Genomic DNA, 19,090 nt, shown 5'->3' on the forward strand with positions numbered 1-19,090 from the left:
ATTGGGGGAATAAAATTGAATTGTTGTTTAAGCGTTTTCGAGATAGAGGGCAACTTCCACATTTCCGGGCAGTACTGACTGAGTTTTTTTCTTGCTCAGTTTAATGCTTTCGAAGTGGCTTGCGTATTGGTTTACGATATTTTCGCAGGTATAAACCGTTTTTATCTTGTTGGTATTATTTGCCAAAAAGTGTTCATATGCATTATCGGTCTTATTTACAGCGCGTAAATGTTCGGCCACATCCATTGCGCTACTAAAATAAAAGGCGTCATCACCTAATACTGCCCGGTTAAATTTATTATCGTGCGAGCAAATAAGACCGCTTGAAGCCATTGCTTCAAGTAAAGAAGGGTTTGTGCCGCCAACTGTATGTCCGTGGAAATATAAATTAGAGTAGTAACGCAGGTTATTAAGTTTCGCCATATCATACACCCCACCCACAAACCTGATTTTATCAAAAAGTGCAAATTTCAATTTAAGATATTCACCAAAATCATTGGCGGTATTACCAACAACCAGGAACGGCCTGTCGTTATTGGCACGTACAACGCCGTCAAGTATTGTTTCAATACTGTTTTCGGGTTCCATCCTTGCAATCAGCATATCGTATTCATAGGCCTTTATTGCATAGTCATTCAGTATTGCCGGATCCGGATTTTCAAACATCTCGGCACCATAAGGTATAAAAGTTGCGTTCTTTTTATATTTATTACCCAAATAGCGCTGGATCTCGGTCGAATCGGCAATCAGGTGGTCGCTGTATTTTACAGCAAGCTTTTCGGCAAAATGCAGGAAACGTTGCACAGGCTTTGAATATTTGGCCCGTTTCCATTCCAGCCCATCCATATTGGTGGTTACCACCGAATTACGCGGGAAAAGCCATGACCAAACAGAACTACTGGTGTACCCCAGCTGCAGTATGATATCGAAATTACTTTTCTGTAAATCTCTGATGCAATTTAAGTCGTAAAAAAACTGGCCTATGGTGCCCAGCTTACATTCAGGGTCATAACAATGCCGTATTTCAACGCCATTCCATTCCTTTTGCTGGTATGGGTGATTATGCGAGTTGTAAACCACAACTTCATAACCCTTTTTCACTAAACCAACCGATAAGTATTCGGCACATTGTTCAAAACCACCGTAATGATTTGGGATACCTCTGGTTCCGATAATAGCAATCCGCATAAGCCAAATTTTTGATATTATATAAATATTAATTAAAAATACATCAGCTTTAATACCTGCATTAAAAACAAGTACCCGAGCTAATGAATGACTAATATTACGCACAAAAACCCGATTTTTGTGCTTTAAGAAGGCATATGAACGGAATGAACGGGATGAACAGATGTGAACAAAACAAACAGCGATAAAATAATAATTTACAAATAATAATATTTTACGATTATTATTTAACAGACATTTTATGTATCTTTAGCCCACTGCAAATTAAAATCATGAGTTTAAAATTTAACAAACATGCGGGATGCGAATGAAGTGGTAATTGTATATATTTAAATAAGCTCGCAGTTATTTAAACCTTATTAGTAATGAGCAAAACACTGAAACTACTTTCGCGGATCAACCTGAAAAGCATTGTTTTTAATTTCAAATATTTTCCTTTTAAAACGGCCATAAAACTACCCGTTTTAATTTCGAACAATATTTACCTGCACGAAACCAAGGGAAAGGTTACCATAAACGGCCCCATCAAAACGGCGCTGATACAAATTGGCTACGGTAAAGTTGGCATCTCCGATTTTAAAAGGGCCCGGGGCGTTTGGCAGGTATTTGGCGAAGTGGTTTTTAACGGCCGTGCCTTCATTATGCATGGCTGCAAAATAAACGTGGGCGAAAATGGGCAACTCATTTTTGGCGAAAACTTTAACATGAGCACCGAATGTGCATTAGTAGCCGAAAAGAAAATCACCATTGGTAATAATAGCGGTATAAGCTGGGAAAGCCTGGTAATGGATACCGATTTCCATCACATTTTTGATGAAAACGGCCAGGTTTTTAATCACCCCAAAGAAGTTGTTATTGGCGATAATGTTTGGGTGGGTTGCCGCTGCACCATTTTGAAAGGAGCTAATTTACCCAACGGAAGCATTATTGCAGCTGGGTCCTTAGTTACCAAGAAACTGGTTGGCGAGAAAAGCATTTTTGGCGGTAACCCAATGCGGGTGCTCAAAGAAAATATTACCTGGAAATATTAAAAGTCAGATAATTGGCAAAATGGCGTCGCCCAAGTCGTAGTTCAAATTTTCATTTCGTTTGGCGATAACTTTAGCAGGTACCCCGCCAACTACCGTGTATGATGCAACATCGCGGGTAACAACAGCTCCGGCGGCAACAACTGCCCCCTCGCCGATGGTAACTCCGGGTAAAATCACAGCCCGCGAACAGATCCAGGCATAGTTGCCAATAGTAACCGGGGCTCCGGTTTGCGCAAAATTACTATCATTATAATCATGATGTAAGGTCCAGATCATCACCTCGTTACTCAGGTTAACATTATTACCGATAGTTAAACCGCAACGCGCATCAAGCAATGCCCCGTGACCAATAACTGAACTATTGCCAATGGTTAAAAGCCGCGGACGCCTCACTTCAAATCCTCTATAAATACCGGTACGCTTACCTACTTTTGCTTTCAGCATACGTAAACAAAAGATCCGCAGGGTATGAAAAGGGAGATAGCCGATTACACCACAGATCATATAGATAAAAGAACCTTTTAATTTATCAAATGATGTTGCCACAACAGCCGGCGCTTCGTCTGTTGATATATGCATTATATTTTGTTCGGTTATATTCATGTTGAATCGAAATTCTTTATTGTTCTATGCTACCTTCCCTACGCTAATCACTTTACGGTTTTTCAAAACTTTCCCCGGCACACCAGCCACTACCGAATCATTATCAACCGACCGGGTTACCACGCTCCCGGCGGCTATCACACACCCATTGCCTATAGTAACCCCGGCTAAAATGATAGCCCCGGCCCCTATCCAGCAATCGTTTTTGATGATCACTCCGTCACGGGATACGCCCTGATCTTTAATATTCGTATTGAGATCCGAGAAATTATGATTTTCAGAAAACACCTGTACCCCCGGACCAATGATCACATTATCCCCAATTTCAATGCCGCCCTGCCCGCCAAGATAAGCACCGGCATTGATGCCCGTGTTATTGCCTATGCTTATGCCTTTACCTTTTTGCGATATAATTCCGGTACCTACCAGGGTGCAATTGCGGGCAATGGATACATTATCTTTTACCATTATACCATCGTATGAAAGCGCATTGATGAATACATTATCCTCGATGATCAGGTTTTTACCGGCCGAAAAAAGGTAAGCATGCCTTATTTTTACATTCCGACCTATAAAAAGCAGGCCTTCAACATGTTTCAGAAACAGGCGGGTATATCCGCCCCGCATTATCTGGCCAAACCTGCCCGATAATATTACCCCCATATCTCTGAAGGTATACTTGCTTTCCCATTTATAATCGGGGTTGCGCTTGAGCTTCCGAATAATTTTCTCTACCAGCATAAGCCTCAGTAATTAAGGTTAATATTTCGTTTGCAGCTTTTGTCCATGAAAATTTGCGTGCCTGGGCAATGCCCTGGTTTACCTTTTCATGGTACAAAGCCGGGTCGGTTAAAAGCAATTCTATTTCAAGAGCAATCTCACTTTCATCATCCGGATTAGCATAAAGAACGGCAGTTCCGCATACCTCGGGCATAGCCGTTCTGTCTGAAACTACAACCGGTACACCGCATTGCATAGCCTCAAGTGGTGGCAAACCAAAACCTTCTGCATATGACGGAAAACAAAATACTTTTGCCCGCGCATAAAGCAAATGCAGGTCGGCCTCGGGTACATGGCCGGTAAAAATTATGCGGTCCCAAAGCTGTTTTGAGGTTACATATTCATCAAGCTCAGGATAGTTACCGCGCTCACCGGCAATAACCAACATCAGATCAAAATTTTTCAACAGGTTTAATGCCTTAACCAAACCAATAAGGTTTTTGCGGATATTTACCCGACCGACATACAGCAGGTAATTTTTTGGCAGATTATATTTCGCTTGGATGGTTAGAATATCATTTTCATTATACGCATGAAGCGGTTTAAACGCCTTGTTAATTCCGTGATAAACCACATTGATCCCTAACGGGGCATTTATACCATGCTTCTGCATGCGGTTTTTTTCGCACTCAGATATGGTGATGATCTGATCGGCCTTAGTTGCAAAACGGATCATCTGCTTAAAATAAGTAGCCTCGGCTTTGGTGTAATATTGCGGATAATCAAGAAACAGCACATCATGAATATAGGCTATTTTCAAAGCCCTGGCCGGCCATGCACTGCCAAAATTCTGAAACAGCACAACATCGATATTGTATATCAATGTCATTAGCGGCACCAGGAACAGGTTTGATAACAGGTTTGGGATTCCCGGTAAAAAAATCAGTTTTACCTGTGCCGGAAAATGAGATTGGGCTTTAGTCTTACTTTTATTAACAAGGAAAAGACATACCTCAAAACGATCATCACCAGTACGGATAATTTCATCCACCAGGTTTTTCACCACCATGTGCCCACTCGGCGGGCCATCGAAATACCATTTGGCATCTATCCCTAACCGTATCTTCATATCCTGTCCCCTCATATCATAAAGCAATTAAGTTTTCATTTGCTACCAGGCAGGCGGTACTTTGCTCCCGCAATCTGATAGCCCTGGTATAAATATCATCCAGGGTATCTAACCTTTTATCCCACTTAAACGCCGCAGCATAATCAATTGTAGATTGAGCCAAATCCCGCAAAAACTGAGGTTTAGCAAACACATCATCAAGGTTTTCCGCAATGCTTCTTATCATAAAAGTGTACTCACCAACCGGTATCTTAATACCGTTTTTCTTACAGATGACATCGCCCATACCATGATGGTCAATAGTAAGCGAAGGAACGCCACAGCTCATGGCTTCAAAAACCACGGCCGGGTTATCCTCCGCTATGCTGGTAATGATGTGCAGGTGAGATGCAGCCATCATACTCATGGCTTCGGTTCGTTTTAACTGCCCATGCCATATAATTTTATCCTGCAAACCCAGTTTGGCGGCATACTGCTTTAGTTTACCGGTAAGCGGCCCGGTACCCAGCACATTAAGCACCCAATTATTATTTTCTACCAGCGAGAGAGCGTCAAGACAAAGCTGCAGGTTTTTACGTTCGATATGGGTGCCACACCATATCAATTGCACTATATCACTGTTAAACTTCGTTTGGTTCAATGACATTTCGCCTATGATCCCCTGCTCAGACAGGTAATAACTATCACGATCAAACCTGTTCATGATGGTTTGCTGTCCGGTTTTAGTTGCCGAGATCAATACATCGACTTGTTCAAATGCTTTCTTTATCCGCGTTGAATGACCAAGCTGTATTTTGTTGATAATATTCTTCAGCATGAATTTTACCTTGGTAGCCAGCGGCTTATTTTGCATCAGGCGCTCATCAATAACCATCATCCCACCTATCGGTCCCCAAACGGTTGGCTTACCCAACTTGTATAAAAAGCCCGGTTCGCGGTAGCCTATGGGCCCAAGTTGATGCACCACGTCAATATCAACAGTTTCCAATAGTTTTTGGGCTGCTTTATATGCTTCCTTTTGCCACAAATAATAGGCGAAATAAAAGAACCAGCCTAAACCCACTTTGTTAAGCAGGTTAATTGTTTTTGCGATAAAGCCAGGCTGTACCTCAATGAAACTTACATTAGCGATCCTGTTTTCTGACAGATATTTGCGCATGGTTTGCGTATCGCCCATATGATCGTCGGACATGCCATACAACACCCATAATTTGTGCCTTGTGGAAAGGTTCATAACCGTATTCCAGGCGGCACCATATTCAGAACCTTTACTGGGCGATATTGCATATGCGGATATAAGTATATTTTTATTCATAGCTTATGCCTGTAAACTCATCGGTTTCCTGAACGGATCTTTATAAAAAAAACGCCAGCGTAAGCGGTTAAGGTAATTAAACAGGTACGAGAGCATGTAATTGATACCATGCAAATGCCTGCGCATCACCTTTAGTTCTTCGCGATGCATTTTAGCGGTGTCATTACTTACACCATCGGTACGCATGTAGGCAATTACCTTGTCGATGTATTTTATGTTATAACCAAATCTTTTGATACGTAAAAACATATCAAAATCCATAGCTATCCTGAGCCCGATATCATAATTACCTACGTTTCGGTATACTCCTCTGCGCACAAAACAACTCGGATGCATCACATACATGCCGAAATTGAGCCAGCCTACCTTGCTTTTTTTATCCCGCTCTGTTCCGTTACCGCCTATCAACCTGATATTGCCACAACACACAAAATCGTCTTTTGAAATATGCTGCATGATACTTTCTACAGCGTTTTCTGCGTACCAATCGTCGGCATTGATCATACCTATCCACTCGCCCGAGGCCATGGAGATTCCTTTATTAAATCCGTCGCCAATGCCTTTATCAGGCTCACTGATAAACCGGTCAATCCTATTCCTGTATTTTTCAATGATCTGCAATGTGCCATCAGTTGATCCGCCATCAACAATGATGTATTCTAAGTTTTTATAGGTTTGATTAAGAACGCTCTCTATAGTGCCTTCAATGGTATTTACGGCATTATAAACTACCGTAATAATGGTTACTTTTTGTGAGTTATAAATTTGCTCCATATCCTATCCTCGTTAAACATTTAAGCCAGCCAACTGAAATTCTGTAAACTGTTGCCTTGTTTTTAATTGATGCATCAATACATGTACATTCAGGTAGCTGTAGCCAAGCAATACCATTACTACGCTCATTTCCATATTGAAAAAGGCAGTTACGATATAATTGGTGAGCAGCAAACTCAACACACACCCGATAATAAAAGCCGAAAAAATCCGGATAACCGGCTTGCCCTTCACATCCGCGTATGAACGCCATTTGGTTGCAATCAAACCCAAAAAAATACTCATATAAACCAGCACACCAACGGCACCTGTTTTTACAAGAATATAAAGCCATCCGTTATGCAAAACCGGGATATATTGAAAATCGGCATCTTCGCCAAGATGTACAAATGTTTTGAGGTCGATAAGCTTGCCGAGGCCGCCGAAAATCCAATCGCGCAGCCCGCCATCCAGGTAGCCTTTAAAAGCCATGAATGATTCATAACCGCGGTAGCGGAGGTTAATATCCTGCTCGGTATTAAAGTTCCCCACGCTCACTTCGTTAAACGAGCCCATGATTTTGTTAAGGAAGGTACTATCTGAGCTTACACTTACGGTAATAAATGGCACCACAATAACAAATAATCCAAGCAGGAATATAATTGGGAAAATCCACACCCGTTTTATCCTGTCGGCGATAAGCAGCAGCATAAAGCACAGGGTGATGATGAGATAGGTTCGCGAGGCAAACATATAGATACCAAAGGCGTTGACGCCCAAAAACAGCCTGAACAAATTGCGCCGGAACAACCTGATATCAAACTTCCAGGTAAATAATAAACACGCAAAAGCAATTGGCGGCGCGGGTGTACCCACAATACCAATAGCATAATGGGCCGAATATGGATCGGTTAACGCACCTACCCCCATATATGAAATGGAAATTCCCGTTACAAGGAATGATACCAATACACCTGCTATAACAAGCGTTTTCAAAAACAGCTCAACTTCAATGCGGCGGGCCAGCACAATGCCTGCCAGCACAAATAATATTGGTATTGAGAAATAATAGAAATCCTTAAAAATAAGATAAGTACTATTCTGATATCCTGCTATCAAGCCCAACAGCGCGGGTACAAATAACACCACAAACACTCCGGCCATTTTTATTACAGCAAACTGGTGTTTAACCGGCGGCAAAATAATGAGCAAGGCAAGGCCAAGTACAGGCGCCTGCATGTGAAAGAATGATGCCAGCACCATTACCAGAAACAAAAGGGCGTAAACGGTTTGATTTACCTGCTGCATGTTTCCAACTCCATTTTATAAGTATCACGTACATAAACTGCCGGGTTTCCCGCCCAGATCTGCTCATCAGGTATGCTCTGAAAAACTACCGAACCAGCCCCAACTATCGAATTTTTGCCGATGGTTACCCCTTTCAATATGGTGGTATGACCGCCTATAAAAGCTCCGTCTTTAATGATAACCGGTTTAGTACGCAAACCATCCAGGCGTTCGGGAATATCGTTTCGGGCTTCGGCGTACAGCGAATGGAAATCGGTATCGTAGATTACCGTATTGATGCCGATCTTCACATGATTGCCGATCTTGATCTTATCGTGGCAAATGAACGCCACAGAAGTACAGCCCACATAGTCGCCAATACTTAGCTCACCACCGGCTGCCACTACAAAATAGCATTGCTGTTGCCTGCCTCCCATAGCGTGATACTTGCCGCTGTTAAACCAGAAGTTTTTGCCTATACTAAACTTCCCTTGCATGTTAATATCAAGAATGGGAATACCATAACCGGTGAAATCTTTGTGATACTCAACCCCGTTTAACCAGAATTTAAACGTAGTTACCAAATGCGAATAGCTACGAGCCGACCTGAAATACACCACTCTCAAAGCCCGGTAAAATTTTCTGATGATATAACTTAGTCCCATTTTGCTTCTCCTTACCGGTTAAAAACACCCGTTGCTTTACGGTTAATGATTTTGTTAGTTTGAGTAGAAAAAACTATCCCCATCACCACAAAAATGATGGCATTGGCTAAAGGAATCCCCGCTACACCTATCAACCTTCCCAATAAAATGGAAAGCGGAATATTAACTACCGAGGTAGCTATCCCCAGGTACAGTTGCAATCTGATTTTGCCTATTCCGTTTAAAAACTGCACATGGATGGCCTGCCATATCAACGTTATAATGTAAATGCACATGGCTATCGAAAGGTTCAGCGGTACAGAAACGCTTTTACCTACCCATACGTCATACAGCCAGGGCGACAGTGCAGTGAGCACTACTGTACATAAACTAAGGCCCAGCCAAAGCTTGTTTATTTTGGCAAGGGTATTTTTGATCCATTCATACTCGTTTTTAGTGTAAGCCTCTGTAAACGCGCTCCAAAAAGGCGTTATCACCACCACAAAAAACATCAGTACCACCGAAAATAATTTGTAGGCAATATTGAATACAGTTACCTCCTTTGGCCCAAATAACTGAGTAATAACAATATTGTCCGACTCGTACATCACCAGCGCACAGATCTGAATGATAAAAAACGTGCTGCCAACGCCAAGCATTTGCCTGGCGCTTTTAAAATTCACTACGCTGATGGCGGGTGCCAGTAACCTGTAATCGCCTTTGAACATTAGCATACTTCCCCCAAGCATTACTAATAAAGGCACACCCGCCATCACCATCACCAGCCAGGTTAATGAACCTGGCACCAATTTCATCAATATCAATATGGCCAGTAACGAAAGTATCTGCCCGACAAAATTCAACTGTGCTGTTTTGGCCGGCTCCTGGTTAGCCGCCAGCACTGTGTTAATAAGCTGCACCACAAACTGAAAGCAAAAAAAGCCGAAGATGATCAATACAATTTTGTTCAAATAACCGCTGCCATCATCGGGGACATTCAAAATGCTTGTCCATTTTATGTAGGGGTTAACAAAGTAAAAAACAGCAAACATGATTATCCCTATCACACACATAATGGCATAGGTTGAGCTTACATAAACCCGGCCCTTTTCGGGCTCGTTAAGGGCTATAGCCTGGGCCAGTTGATTTTTCAGGCCATTACCCAGCCCCATATCAAACAAAGCCGCCCAGGTTATCAGCGAGCTTAGGGTAAGCCAGATACCATATTGAGTAGGGTTTACATACCTGATGGTAAGCGGGATCATGACCAGCGTAATAACCACGCTGCCGCCCTTAAGCACTATTGAGCGAAAAATATTTTTCCGCGCCCTTACCGAGCGTTCATGGCCTTTGTTAAAAAACCGGTTAATACCAACTGTTAATACCTGCAACATATAATGGGTTTAGGGGATTCAAAAGCAGATTAAGAAGAACCTTATTTTACCAAACGTTCATTTTTATTTTCCTGAGCCAGTCTGCCACTTTACTGCTGCTATCTTCGTAAGGTGTCCCGTAGCCATAGCTGCCATAGCCATGCCCATAACCGGTAATGGTATTGGTACGCATTTCAATATCATTTACTATCAGGTACATGTGTTTAGCTTTTTTGGTGCGGTGCAAATCATTTACAATGCCCAGCTGTGTTTTAAGCGTATAATTTTGCCGTACCACATAGAAAGTAACGTCAACAAATTCCTCGATAATGAGTGCGTCAGATACCAGGCCAACCGGGGCAGTATCGATGATCACATAATCAAACTTTTTCTTAAGGTCTTCAATAAGGATTTTAAGCCTGTCGTCCATCAGCAACTCGGCCGGATTGGGCGGTACCGGGCCCGATGATATGTAGAAGAAATTAGGGTTACTTTCAAAAGGTTTAACCAGGCAGTCAACACATCCTTCGGGAGAAATTACATAATTAGTAAAACCATAATCATCCTTCATACCACCTATGTTTTTGAGCAGTTTAGGCTTGCGCAAGTCGAGCTCAAGCAACACTACTTTTTTGCCGGTAAGCGCTATAGAATTGCCCAGGTTAAGCGAAATGAACGATTTACCCTCCCCGCTCATGCTTGAGGTAAACATGATCACGTTTGATCCTTTTTTATTATCGGTAACGTACTTTAAACTGGTACGCAGCGCCCTGATCTCTTCGGCCACCGTTGAGCGGGAATCATTATAAACCAACGATTTTGAGCGCTTATCGCCACGGCTTATCTCGCCAAATAAAGGCACACTGGTATGTTTATCAATATCGGCCTTGGTGTTGATACGGGTGTTCAGCAACTCTTTAACACTAAGCCCAGCTGCCGGGATACAGATCCCGGCAATTGCGCCAATAAGATACAATAGTGATTTTTTAGGAGCGAAAGGTTTTTCGTCGGCATCGGCATCATCCAAAATACGGCAGCTTGAAAGTGTTGCTGTTTGCGATATGGCTGTTTCCTCACGCTTTTGCAACAGGAACAGGTACAAGTCCTGTTTAAGGCTTTGTTCGCGGGCATAATCCAGGTAGATCCGTTCTTTTACCGGCGCATTTGTAATTTTATCTTCAATGGTAGCGTTCTGCTTTTTAAATGCCGATTGCGACACCCTCAGGCTGTTGCGGTAATTGCTCAAACTGGTTACCAATGCCTGGCGTGCCAGTTCAATCTGCTGATCAAGGTTTTTGATGATCACGCTGTTATCGGTAAGCGTCATCCGCAGTTGCTCTTTGCGCAGCAGCATTTCATTGTAGCCGTTTATAGCAGTACCAAAAGCCATATCCTTGGTAATTAACGAGCTTGGTACTACCTGTGGATTGCCGGCATCGTTTACGTATTTATAAAGATCATTGGCTATAGCGAGCTGCACCTCGTTATCATTCAGCTTACTTTGATAGGAATTTGCACCCTCTATAAGCGCTTTTGATTGTGCGTTGATATCTGAGATCTTGTTCTGAACCTTGTATTGCTCCAGGTTCTTTTCAACCTTACCCAGCTCTGCACCAACAACTACCAGGCGTTTATCAATAAACTTCATGGTGCTATCGGCAATACGGATCTTGTTGGCCAGGTTGTTTTGCAGGTAAACGTCCATCAGCTTTTGAAGTATTACCCGGCCTCGTTCAGGATTACTGTAACTCAGGTTTAGGTCAATAACGGTGGCCTGCTTATCGTCGAGCCCGACACCAAGGTTTTCATCGAGCTCCTTTTCAATTTGTTTGGGAGTTTGAACCTTGATCTTGTATTCGCCGTCGGGTTTAAAGTACTGCGTTTTGTGGAAAGTAAGGTTATACTGGGGTAAACTTACCGGCTTATCAAAAGTACCTGTGATACCTTCCGATTCCTTGTCATTTGTAAGCCTGAAGGTATTGCTGTTCAGCACCTCTAAGGTATAATTAGCCAGCACCAGTTTATCGGTTTTATAGCCGATATTAATTTTAAAAGGCGCTTCGTTAAATACCTCAGTTTTGCGGAAGCCATTGTTGTCATAAACATGAATATTAAGATCGAGCAGATACACCACCCGCTTAAGGAGGCTGCGCGATTTAAGCACCTTAACCTCGTTATCGGCATTGCTCTTAATATCAAACAAAGAGGCCAGATCAGAGTTTACACCGTTGGTAAGGGCTTTGGTAGGCGAGTTTTTTTCGTCCTCAACAATAATTTTGCTGCTGATGTTCCATTTACTTGGCTCGTACTGGATGTATACAAAAGTAGCAACAATGCACACCACTATACCAATGCAGAAGAGATACCAGTAATTAAGGCAGATGGCAATAAGACTGCGGACATCGCCTGGAGCTTCCTCCTTTTTGTACACGAAATCGAGCTTGTCAGCTAAAAGGTCCAATTTATCCATATCAACATTTTATTAAAATGCCAATAATCATGATAAAGCTATCAGTTTCCATAAGTAGAAATAATAAGCAGCTCAATGATCAGGGCAAAATTTATGTGCTACTAATTTGACCGAAAGTTAACTCAGAAAAGCCGCTTTACATTGAAAATGAACGGTTATGAACAAAGTGAACGATGATTTAATAATGAACGAAATGAATGATTGGGGTGAGAGATTAGAGGTTGGAAACTGGAGATTAGGCTATATATCGCATTATATAATACATATAAAGATATCGTTATAAAGATAAGATATTGCCAACCCCTACAATCATACTACCTCTTCGAGGTCGGGACATCATATAGATCACATCACCACCGATGAGCACTTTTGACACGGAGGTCTTATATGATTGATTTATTTATAAACCCTTGTCCCGCCGTTTCCCAATATCTAACTTTGTATTATGCCAGTCACCCAAAATATAAAGGTTGCCGTTGATGCGGTAGTATTTGGATATACCTCAAAGGAGGGCCTGTCCGTACTGCTTATCAAACGCAATATCGAACCCTTTAAAAACAGCTGGGCATTGCCGGGCGGTTTAGTGGCTGACCATGAATCGTTAGAAGAAGCTATTCAGCGTGAGCTGCGGGAAGAAACCGGCGTAAACATCACCTACCTGGAACAATTATACAGCTTCGGCCAGCCGGATCGTGATCCGCGTAACCGGGTGATCTCCATAACTTATTATGGCCTTGTACGGCCGGATGCCTTTGTTGTTAAAGCAGCTACGGATGCCAGCGATGTAAAATGGTTTAATATCAAAAAGCTTCCCGCCCTCGCGTTTGATCATACTACCATCATCAGCGTAGCTCGCGAACGCCTTAAAAGCAAAATGCTTTATCAGCCCGTGGGCTTCGAGCTGCTTGAAGAAAAGTTCCCCTTCTCCGAGCTCGAAAAGCTCTACCTCTCGGTACTCGACCGCCCTATCGACCGCCGTAACTTTAAAAAGAAAATCACCAAATACGGCTTCCTGGAAGAAACCACCGAAAAACAAGCCCTTGAAGGTGCCGGCAGGCCGGGTAACCTTTTCCGTTTTAATGAGGAAAAGTATTACCAGCTGCAAAAAGAGGGGATTAGTTTCGAGATATAATAAGCCGCCAACTCCATTTTCACATTCTTTTATTTTTTGTCATTCTGAGCGATAGCGAAGAATCCTCTTCAAGTTACAGAACCGCTATACAGGGCGAAGAAGATGCTTCGTGCCTCGGCATGACAAGTTAAAAATGGGTGTCATGCTGAGCTTGTCGAAGCATGGTGGGCGGGCCTCTGCGCGCGACCCTTCGACAAGCTCAGGGTGACCGGCCCTCTTTTGCCATTTCCCGTCAGAGTCAGAGGATTTAAACACTCAGCATGACGAGCTTATAAAAGATTTCTCCCCAAAAAAATTAAAAAATAATTTGCGTATTAAAAACACATATTTATATTTGTGTATATTTAACGCAAAATAGAAATGAAAACAGGAGTAATTATAGCACGCTTTCAAACGCCATACCTGCATGAGGGTCACAGGCAACTGATAGCACAGGTTAAGCAAAATCATGCCAAACTGATTATATTACTGGGTGTTAGCCCCATAAAAGGAAGTCGCAAAAACCCTTACGACTATTACACGCGTGAAAAAATGATCAAAAAGGATTATCCTGAAATTGTGGTGCTGCCCATCAGCGATAATCCAAGCGATAAAGTTTGGTCGGATAATCTGGACAATCTGCTGAAAAGTGTTTTCAATGCTGAGCAATTTTGTTTGTACGGCAGTCGTGACAGCTTTATCCCCTACTACAGCGGCAAATTTGAAACCATCGAACTGCCTGAACATGGCGACTACAACGCAACCGAACTGCGTAAACAATACGCCGATAAAGTTTTCGATTCAAATGATTTTCGTGCGGGCATCCTGTACGCTTACTATAACCAATACCCAAAGGTATACCCTACCGTTGATGTCGCACTGTTCAAGAATAACCGCAACGAGATCCTGTTAGGCAAAAAGGCCATCAACAATAAATGGCGTTTTGTAGGCGGTTTCTCCGATCCGGAAGACGGCTGCTACGAAGATGCCGCCGAACGCGAGCTTGCCGAAGAATGCGGCGAAATGCAAACCACCGCTATGCAGTACGAAACATCGGCCAAAATAAACGACTGGCGCTACCGCAGTGAGGCTGATAAGATCATTACCCTGCTGTTTAGCTGTGATTTTATTGGCGGTGAGCCAAAGGCCCAGGATGATATTGCCGACCTGGCCTGGTTTAAACTTACCGACCTGCCTTTAATGATAAAAGACGGCTCCATTAGCGAAGAACACATTGAATTGTTTAATTTCATCACCGGCAAATACCTTAAAAACTAAAGCCATGAAAAGGGAAAATTTGATTCTTTTAGCCGACGCATATAAATACGCCCACCATAAATTTTACTACCCTGGCACCACCAATATTTACAGTTACCTGGAAAGCCGCGGTGGCATGTTCAACGAAACCGTTTTTTTCGGTCTGCAATATATTTTGAAGGAATACCTGCAGGGCCCGGCCTTTAACCAGGTTGATTTGGACGAGGCCGATGAATTTCTGAAACAGGTATTTGGCCGCGATGATGTGTTTGATTGCAGCAAATTTCAGTACATACTGGATAAATACAACGGCCACCTGCCGGTACGTATCAAAGCTGTAGCTGAGGGTACCAGCGTGCCAACCGGCAATGTGCTCATGACCATCGAAAACACCGACCCTGAATGCTACTGGCTCACCAACTTCCTCGAAACCCTACTGATGCAGTTTTGGTATCCCTGTACCGTGGCAACCCTAAGCCACGAGGTTAAAAAAGTGGTCACCCAGTATTACGAAGAAACCGCCACGCCCGAAGCCTTCGGCGGGATTGGTTTTGTGCTGAATGATTTTGGCTTCCGCGGGGTGAGTAGTGTGGAGAGTGCCAAATTGGGCGGGGCAGCGCACTTGCTCAGCTTTGCGGGCAGCGATAACCTGGCAGGTTCTGGCATGGCTATTAAATACTATTATGCGCAAAAAGTACATGGCCTGAGCATTCCGGCTACCGAACACAGCATTTGCACCCTGCTTGGGCAGGAAGGCGAACTGGAAATATTTAAACACGTGCTGCGCAGCTTCCCTACCGGTGTTATTGCCTGTGTGAGCGACAGCTTTAACATTTTCCGCGCCTGCAGCGAGTACTGGGGCGAAGACCTGAAAGAAGAGATCCTGAAACGGGACGGCACCCTGGTGATCCGCCCGGATAGCGGCGACCCGGTAATGACCCTGTTGGAGATCTTTAAGATCCTGTTTGATAAATTTGGCTTTACTACCAATGCCAAAGGTTATAAAGTGCTGCCTCCACAGGTTAGGGTGATCCAGGGCGACGGGGTTAATTATACCGAGATTGGCGTAATTTACAAAGCCCTTAAAGAAAACGGCATCAGCGCCGAAAACCTGGTGCTGGGCATGGGTGGCGCGTTACTCCAAAAGGTCGACCGTGATACCCAGAAATTTGCCCTGAAATGCAGCAGCGCGGTGATTGATGGCAAAGAAGTAGCTGTAGAGAAAAGTCCTACCGAAATGGATGCCCTTGGTAATATCACCACAAGCTTTAAAAAGAGCAAAGGCGGCAGGCTGAAACTGGTTAAAACCACTGAAGGTTATAAAACCATTGGCGAGGACGAACAACCCGAACTGGCCGACCAGCTCCAAACCGTTTTCGAGAACGGCCATATCGTTAAAGAATTTACCTTTGAACAGGTAATTAATACCTTGAATAACTAACCAATTCATCAGCATTCAGCCTTGTGCATTCGGCTTTCAGCTTTATAAAAAATGAAAAAACTACTATTTGCCATAACCGGTTATGAATACCTCGCCGAGAAAGTGCTTGCCCTCGGTCATTGCGAACGCGGAGAAATTGAAGTAAGCTACTTTACCGACGGCGAACGCTACCAACGCATCCTCTCCAACGTGGAAGGCCGTGAGGTATTGCTGATCGGCGGTACCGTGAACGACAGCGCAACGCTCGAGCTTTATGACCTTGCTTCGTCGCTGGTAAGTTACGGGGCCGATTCACTTACCCTGGTGATCCCCTACTTTGGTTACAGCACCATGGAGCGCGCCGTTAAACCCGGCGAAATTGTGACCGCCAAAACCCGCGCCCGCCTGCTCTCGGCCATCCCCAAATCAAACAGGGGCAATAAGGTAATGCTGTTCGATTTGCATAGCGAAGGCATCCAGTACTACTTTGAGCAGGACCTGTACCCTGTACACGTGTACTGCAAGGATATTGTAATTGAAGCAGCCACCCGATACGGCGGCGACAACTTTGTAATAGCCAGCACCGATGCCGGTCGCGCCAAATGGGTGGAATCCTTAGCTAATGACATGGGCGTAAATGCCGCCTTCATCCTCAAACGCCGCCTCAAAGGCGACCAAACCGAAGTAAGCGCCATCAACGCCGACGTAGCCGGCAAAACGGTGATCATTTATGACGATATGATCCGCTCGGGAGGCAGCATCGTAAACGCAGCGCTAACTTATAAAAATGCCGGTGCCGGAAATATTTATGTGATCACCACGCACGGTTTATTTGTGAACGATGGTATTGGGAAATTAAAAGCCTGCGGGGCTATTAAAAAGCTGATTTGTACCGATACGCATGTGAATTGTAAAGATTTGGAGGGGGATGATTTTGTAGAGGTGAGAACTGTGGCGGGGTTGATTTGCGGGTGAGGAGGATTCTTTCACATACTTAATTGCTTTTCTAACGCGAGTATGCAGCGCAGGCAAAAGCGTGGCGTACTCGTGACTTTATGCAACATTTCAAATAAAATTATTAAAAGTAGATGAGGTACGAGTGCTCAGCCCTGCGGCCCAACGCTGCATAACCGCGCCAGTTGGGATAAAATATCGCTGAAAGTATTTTTTCAGTGCGCAGATACATTGCGTAGTCATGACTTTGTTTTGTACTGGATTGCGATGTATTACTTAAAATAGGTGAATAATCGCGACTATAAAACCAAACAGAAAGATCATGAAAAATAAGAAACCAAATAAACTAGATCAGTTCATACTGACGCTTGCTTCTGAATTTGCAAAGATTCCGGATTATGAGAAAAAAATGCAAGACGCTGATCTGAAGAAGATACATACCTTCGTTTCTGTAGGCATCTTATCCATACACGATGCAGCGAACCTTGTTATAAATAGCTTTATCCCGGCCGCCAACAAATCGGTCTTCGAAACCAAGACGATGATTCAACATTCGATGTTTAAGAATATTTTCGACGAATTGGACTACGATCCTAATACCACGCAGCAGGAAACCATTCGGTTGGGCTATGTATTTGTTTTCCACAAGTTCGAAGTGTTTGTCAACCAACTGATGGAAATCATGGACGAAACAGCAGGCGAGGCACCATTCTGTCTCAAAAAATATTGTAAATCCAAATTTGGCTTTAATGCGAACGACTGGTTCAGAAATAGCGCCGTTCACCTCGTCAATTTCATTTCCAATTGCACCAAGCACCAAGACGGATTGTGCAGACTCGGTAATCCTGCATATTCTTTGCCTCACGAGTTCATGAACCATTCTCCTGATAAAAAAATAGTTAGAACAACACAGCAATTTCGCGCGGACATCAAAGCATTGACCGATATGATTAAACCGCTGATCGACATTATCACTGCCATATTCGTATTCCGTACGGTTGAAACAGCGATGACTATGCTTACCGATGACTTGGCAGATCCAATGTTTAATGCTTCCTTAACCTTATTGAAGGCACAGCAGGAAGCTGTTATTAATATTAATATCACCCGATATCAGCTTTAACGTAGCATTAATTTATTCTTCGTTTTTGAGCTACTTTGGTGTCGGACTTTAACTCATCACTTATAAAACTTCAACTGACTATGAAATCAATCTTTTCGGAAAATCAGGATATTGATAAAACTGCATTTGTTAACTGGCGAATGCATGACGACCACATTCTGAACATGCTGAATATGGCAGATGGCTTTCTAACAGCCGCCATTCAGCTTGGCGAAATTTCGCTGCACGATAACACTTATAAACTCGCCGACATCACGGTTTTTGCCATGCTTACTAATGCCAACCATGGAATTGAACTCTATCTCAAGGCAATGACTTGGTCGCTGAATGAGATTATAGGAAACCAGATTAGAATAGAGGGAGGTCATGACATCGAGCAGATCTACCGTACAGTCAGGTCAAGAATTAGGCATTACGGTGGCCAAATCAGCATACAGGAATTTAACCTTCAAACTGCTCAGTTGAAGGTCTATATCGACGAATTGTTTTCAAAAATCAGGACCAAAAAAAGTGATAATATGGATTTTTCGCGCTATCCACTCAACCAAAAATACGACCCGCACTTTTATGTGGTACAAGCTGGCAACGTAACGGTTGACTTGGAAAATTTCGTCAGTCGTTTTCGCGAGATTCATGGTAAATTAAAAGTAATGTCCGAATTTTTGTTTCATCAAGAACTTAACCAGGATTGGTAACATGCGTTTACTTTTCC

17 protein-coding genes are annotated in these 19,090 nt (G+C 43.2%); 7 read left to right on the forward strand and 10 right to left on the reverse strand.

The features are described from left to right. Positions 1–27: 27 nt before the first annotated feature. Positions 28–1,188 carry a DUF1972 domain-containing protein gene (locus ACEN9X_RS02265; protein WP_413668861.1) on the reverse strand — a complete coding sequence of 387 codons (1,161 nt, stop codon included), beginning with the start codon at positions 1,186–1,188 and terminating at the stop codon, positions 28–30. A gap of 365 nt (positions 1,189–1,553) precedes the next feature. Here ACEN9X_RS02265 and ACEN9X_RS02270 point away from each other — a divergent pair, with 365 nt between their 5' ends. Then, the gene (locus ACEN9X_RS02270) at positions 1,554–2,219 is read left to right on the forward strand and encodes an acyltransferase (protein WP_413668862.1); all 666 of its coding nucleotides are present in this window, start codon (positions 1,554–1,556) and stop codon (positions 2,217–2,219) included. Between the two features lie 3 nt (positions 2,220–2,222). Here the strand turns inward: ACEN9X_RS02270 and ACEN9X_RS02275 are convergent, their stop codons facing one another. The 9 genes from ACEN9X_RS02275 to ACEN9X_RS02315 are packed head-to-tail and all read right to left on the reverse strand — an operon-like array spanning position 2,223 to position 12,513. Next, complete coding sequence (locus tag ACEN9X_RS02275) at positions 2,223–2,798, reverse strand: acyltransferase (protein ID WP_413668863.1); 576 nt, start codon at positions 2,796–2,798, stop codon at positions 2,223–2,225. Between the two features lie 48 nt (positions 2,799–2,846). Further along, positions 2,847–3,563, reverse strand: coding sequence for a DapH/DapD/GlmU-related protein (locus ACEN9X_RS02280; protein ID WP_121230009.1), 717 nt, complete (start codon positions 3,561–3,563; stop codon positions 2,847–2,849). Then, the gene (locus ACEN9X_RS02285; RefSeq protein ID WP_413668864.1) at positions 3,514–4,671 is read right to left on the reverse strand and encodes a glycosyltransferase family 4 protein; all 1,158 of its coding nucleotides are present in this window, start codon (positions 4,669–4,671) and stop codon (positions 3,514–3,516) included. Before ACEN9X_RS02285 ends, ACEN9X_RS02280 begins: the two co-directional genes overlap by 50 nt. 16 nt (positions 4,672–4,687) lie before the next feature. Beyond that, positions 4,688–5,986, reverse strand: coding sequence for a glycosyltransferase family 4 protein (locus ACEN9X_RS02290; protein WP_413668865.1), 1,299 nt, complete (start codon positions 5,984–5,986; stop codon positions 4,688–4,690). A gap of 3 nt (positions 5,987–5,989) precedes the next feature. Then, positions 5,990–6,760 (reverse strand): glycosyltransferase family 2 protein, encoded by a 771-nt coding sequence (locus ACEN9X_RS02295; RefSeq protein ID WP_413668866.1) that lies wholly within the window; start codon positions 6,758–6,760, stop codon positions 5,990–5,992. Positions 6,761–6,772: 12 nt separating this feature from the next. After that, complete coding sequence (locus ACEN9X_RS02300) at positions 6,773–8,047, reverse strand: hypothetical protein (RefSeq protein ID WP_413668867.1); 1,275 nt, start codon at positions 8,045–8,047, stop codon at positions 6,773–6,775. Continuing rightward, entirely contained in the window at positions 8,035–8,691 is a 657-nt protein-coding gene (locus ACEN9X_RS02305; protein WP_413668868.1) for an acyltransferase, read from the reverse strand. Before ACEN9X_RS02305 ends, ACEN9X_RS02300 begins: the two co-directional genes overlap by 13 nt. A gap of 11 nt (positions 8,692–8,702) precedes the next feature. Next, the gene (locus ACEN9X_RS02310; RefSeq protein ID WP_413668869.1) at positions 8,703–10,064 is read right to left on the reverse strand and encodes a lipopolysaccharide biosynthesis protein; all 1,362 of its coding nucleotides are present in this window, start codon (positions 10,062–10,064) and stop codon (positions 8,703–8,705) included. 46 nt (positions 10,065–10,110) lie between these two features. Next, the gene (locus ACEN9X_RS02315) at positions 10,111–12,513 is read right to left on the reverse strand and encodes a GumC family protein (RefSeq protein WP_413668870.1); all 2,403 of its coding nucleotides are present in this window, start codon (positions 12,511–12,513) and stop codon (positions 10,111–10,113) included. A gap of 445 nt (positions 12,514–12,958) precedes the next feature. Here ACEN9X_RS02315 and ACEN9X_RS02320 point away from each other — a divergent pair, with 445 nt between their 5' ends. The 6 genes from ACEN9X_RS02320 (at position 12,959) to ACEN9X_RS02345 (ending at position 19,073) form a co-directional block, all read left to right on the forward strand. Further along, the gene (locus tag ACEN9X_RS02320) at positions 12,959–13,645 is read left to right on the forward strand and encodes an NUDIX hydrolase (RefSeq protein WP_413668871.1); all 687 of its coding nucleotides are present in this window, start codon (positions 12,959–12,961) and stop codon (positions 13,643–13,645) included. 360 nt (positions 13,646–14,005) lie between these two features. Then, the gene (locus ACEN9X_RS02325) at positions 14,006–14,902 is read left to right on the forward strand and encodes an NUDIX domain-containing protein (protein ID WP_413668872.1); all 897 of its coding nucleotides are present in this window, start codon (positions 14,006–14,008) and stop codon (positions 14,900–14,902) included. A 4-nt stretch (positions 14,903–14,906) separates the two neighbouring features. Next, positions 14,907–16,322, forward strand: a complete 1,416-nt coding sequence (locus ACEN9X_RS02330; protein WP_413668873.1) for a nicotinate phosphoribosyltransferase — start codon at positions 14,907–14,909, stop codon at positions 16,320–16,322. 51 nt (positions 16,323–16,373) lie between these two features. Then, the gene (locus ACEN9X_RS02335; RefSeq protein ID WP_413668874.1) at positions 16,374–17,276 is read left to right on the forward strand and encodes a ribose-phosphate diphosphokinase; all 903 of its coding nucleotides are present in this window, start codon (positions 16,374–16,376) and stop codon (positions 17,274–17,276) included. Positions 17,277–17,577: 301 nt separating this feature from the next. Continuing rightward, on the forward strand, positions 17,578–18,378 hold the full coding sequence (locus tag ACEN9X_RS02340; protein ID WP_413668875.1) for a hypothetical protein: 801 nt from the start codon (positions 17,578–17,580) through the stop codon (positions 18,376–18,378). An 80-nt stretch (positions 18,379–18,458) separates the two neighbouring features. Then, complete coding sequence (locus ACEN9X_RS02345; RefSeq protein ID WP_413668876.1) at positions 18,459–19,073, forward strand: hypothetical protein; 615 nt, start codon at positions 18,459–18,461, stop codon at positions 19,071–19,073. Positions 19,074–19,090: the final 17 nt, after the last annotated feature.

Source organism: Mucilaginibacter sp. Mucisp86 (assembly GCF_047324315.1).
Lineage (GTDB): Bacteria > Bacteroidota > Bacteroidia > Sphingobacteriales > Sphingobacteriaceae > Mucilaginibacter.

Coding starts and splice junctions, on each gene's coding strand:
- ACEN9X_RS02300 (WP_413668867.1), bottom strand. CDS start 8,047: ATGCAGCAGGTAAATCAAACCGTTTACGCCCTTTTGTTTCTGGTAATG.
- ACEN9X_RS02315 (WP_413668870.1), bottom strand. CDS start 12,513: ATGGATAAATTGGACCTTTTAGCTGACAAGCTCGATTTCGTGTACAAA.
- ACEN9X_RS02305 (WP_413668868.1), bottom strand. CDS start 8,691: ATGGGACTAAGTTATATCATCAGAAAATTTTACCGGGCTTTGAGAGTG.
- ACEN9X_RS02285 (WP_413668864.1), bottom strand. CDS start 4,671: ATGAAGATACGGTTAGGGATAGATGCCAAATGGTATTTCGATGGCCCG.
- ACEN9X_RS02310 (WP_413668869.1), bottom strand. CDS start 10,064: ATGTTGCAGGTATTAACAGTTGGTATTAACCGGTTTTTTAACAAAGGC.
- ACEN9X_RS02325 (WP_413668872.1), top strand. CDS start 14,006: ATGAAAACAGGAGTAATTATAGCACGCTTTCAAACGCCATACCTGCAT.
- ACEN9X_RS02295 (WP_413668866.1), bottom strand. CDS start 6,760: ATGGAGCAAATTTATAACTCACAAAAAGTAACCATTATTACGGTAGTT.
- ACEN9X_RS02320 (WP_413668871.1), top strand. CDS start 12,959: ATGCCAGTCACCCAAAATATAAAGGTTGCCGTTGATGCGGTAGTATTT.
- ACEN9X_RS02340 (WP_413668875.1), top strand. CDS start 17,578: ATGAAAAATAAGAAACCAAATAAACTAGATCAGTTCATACTGACGCTT.
- ACEN9X_RS02335 (WP_413668874.1), top strand. CDS start 16,374: ATGAAAAAACTACTATTTGCCATAACCGGTTATGAATACCTCGCCGAG.
- ACEN9X_RS02345 (WP_413668876.1), top strand. CDS start 18,459: ATGAAATCAATCTTTTCGGAAAATCAGGATATTGATAAAACTGCATTT.
- ACEN9X_RS02265 (WP_413668861.1), bottom strand. CDS start 1,188: ATGCGGATTGCTATTATCGGAACCAGAGGTATCCCAAATCATTACGGT.
- ACEN9X_RS02330 (WP_413668873.1), top strand. CDS start 14,907: ATGAAAAGGGAAAATTTGATTCTTTTAGCCGACGCATATAAATACGCC.
- ACEN9X_RS02275 (WP_413668863.1), bottom strand. CDS start 2,798: ATGCATATATCAACAGACGAAGCGCCGGCTGTTGTGGCAACATCATTT.
- ACEN9X_RS02280 (WP_121230009.1), bottom strand. CDS start 3,563: ATGCTGGTAGAGAAAATTATTCGGAAGCTCAAGCGCAACCCCGATTAT.
- ACEN9X_RS02290 (WP_413668865.1), bottom strand. CDS start 5,986: ATGAATAAAAATATACTTATATCCGCATATGCAATATCGCCCAGTAAA.
- ACEN9X_RS02270 (WP_413668862.1), top strand. CDS start 1,554: ATGAGCAAAACACTGAAACTACTTTCGCGGATCAACCTGAAAAGCATT.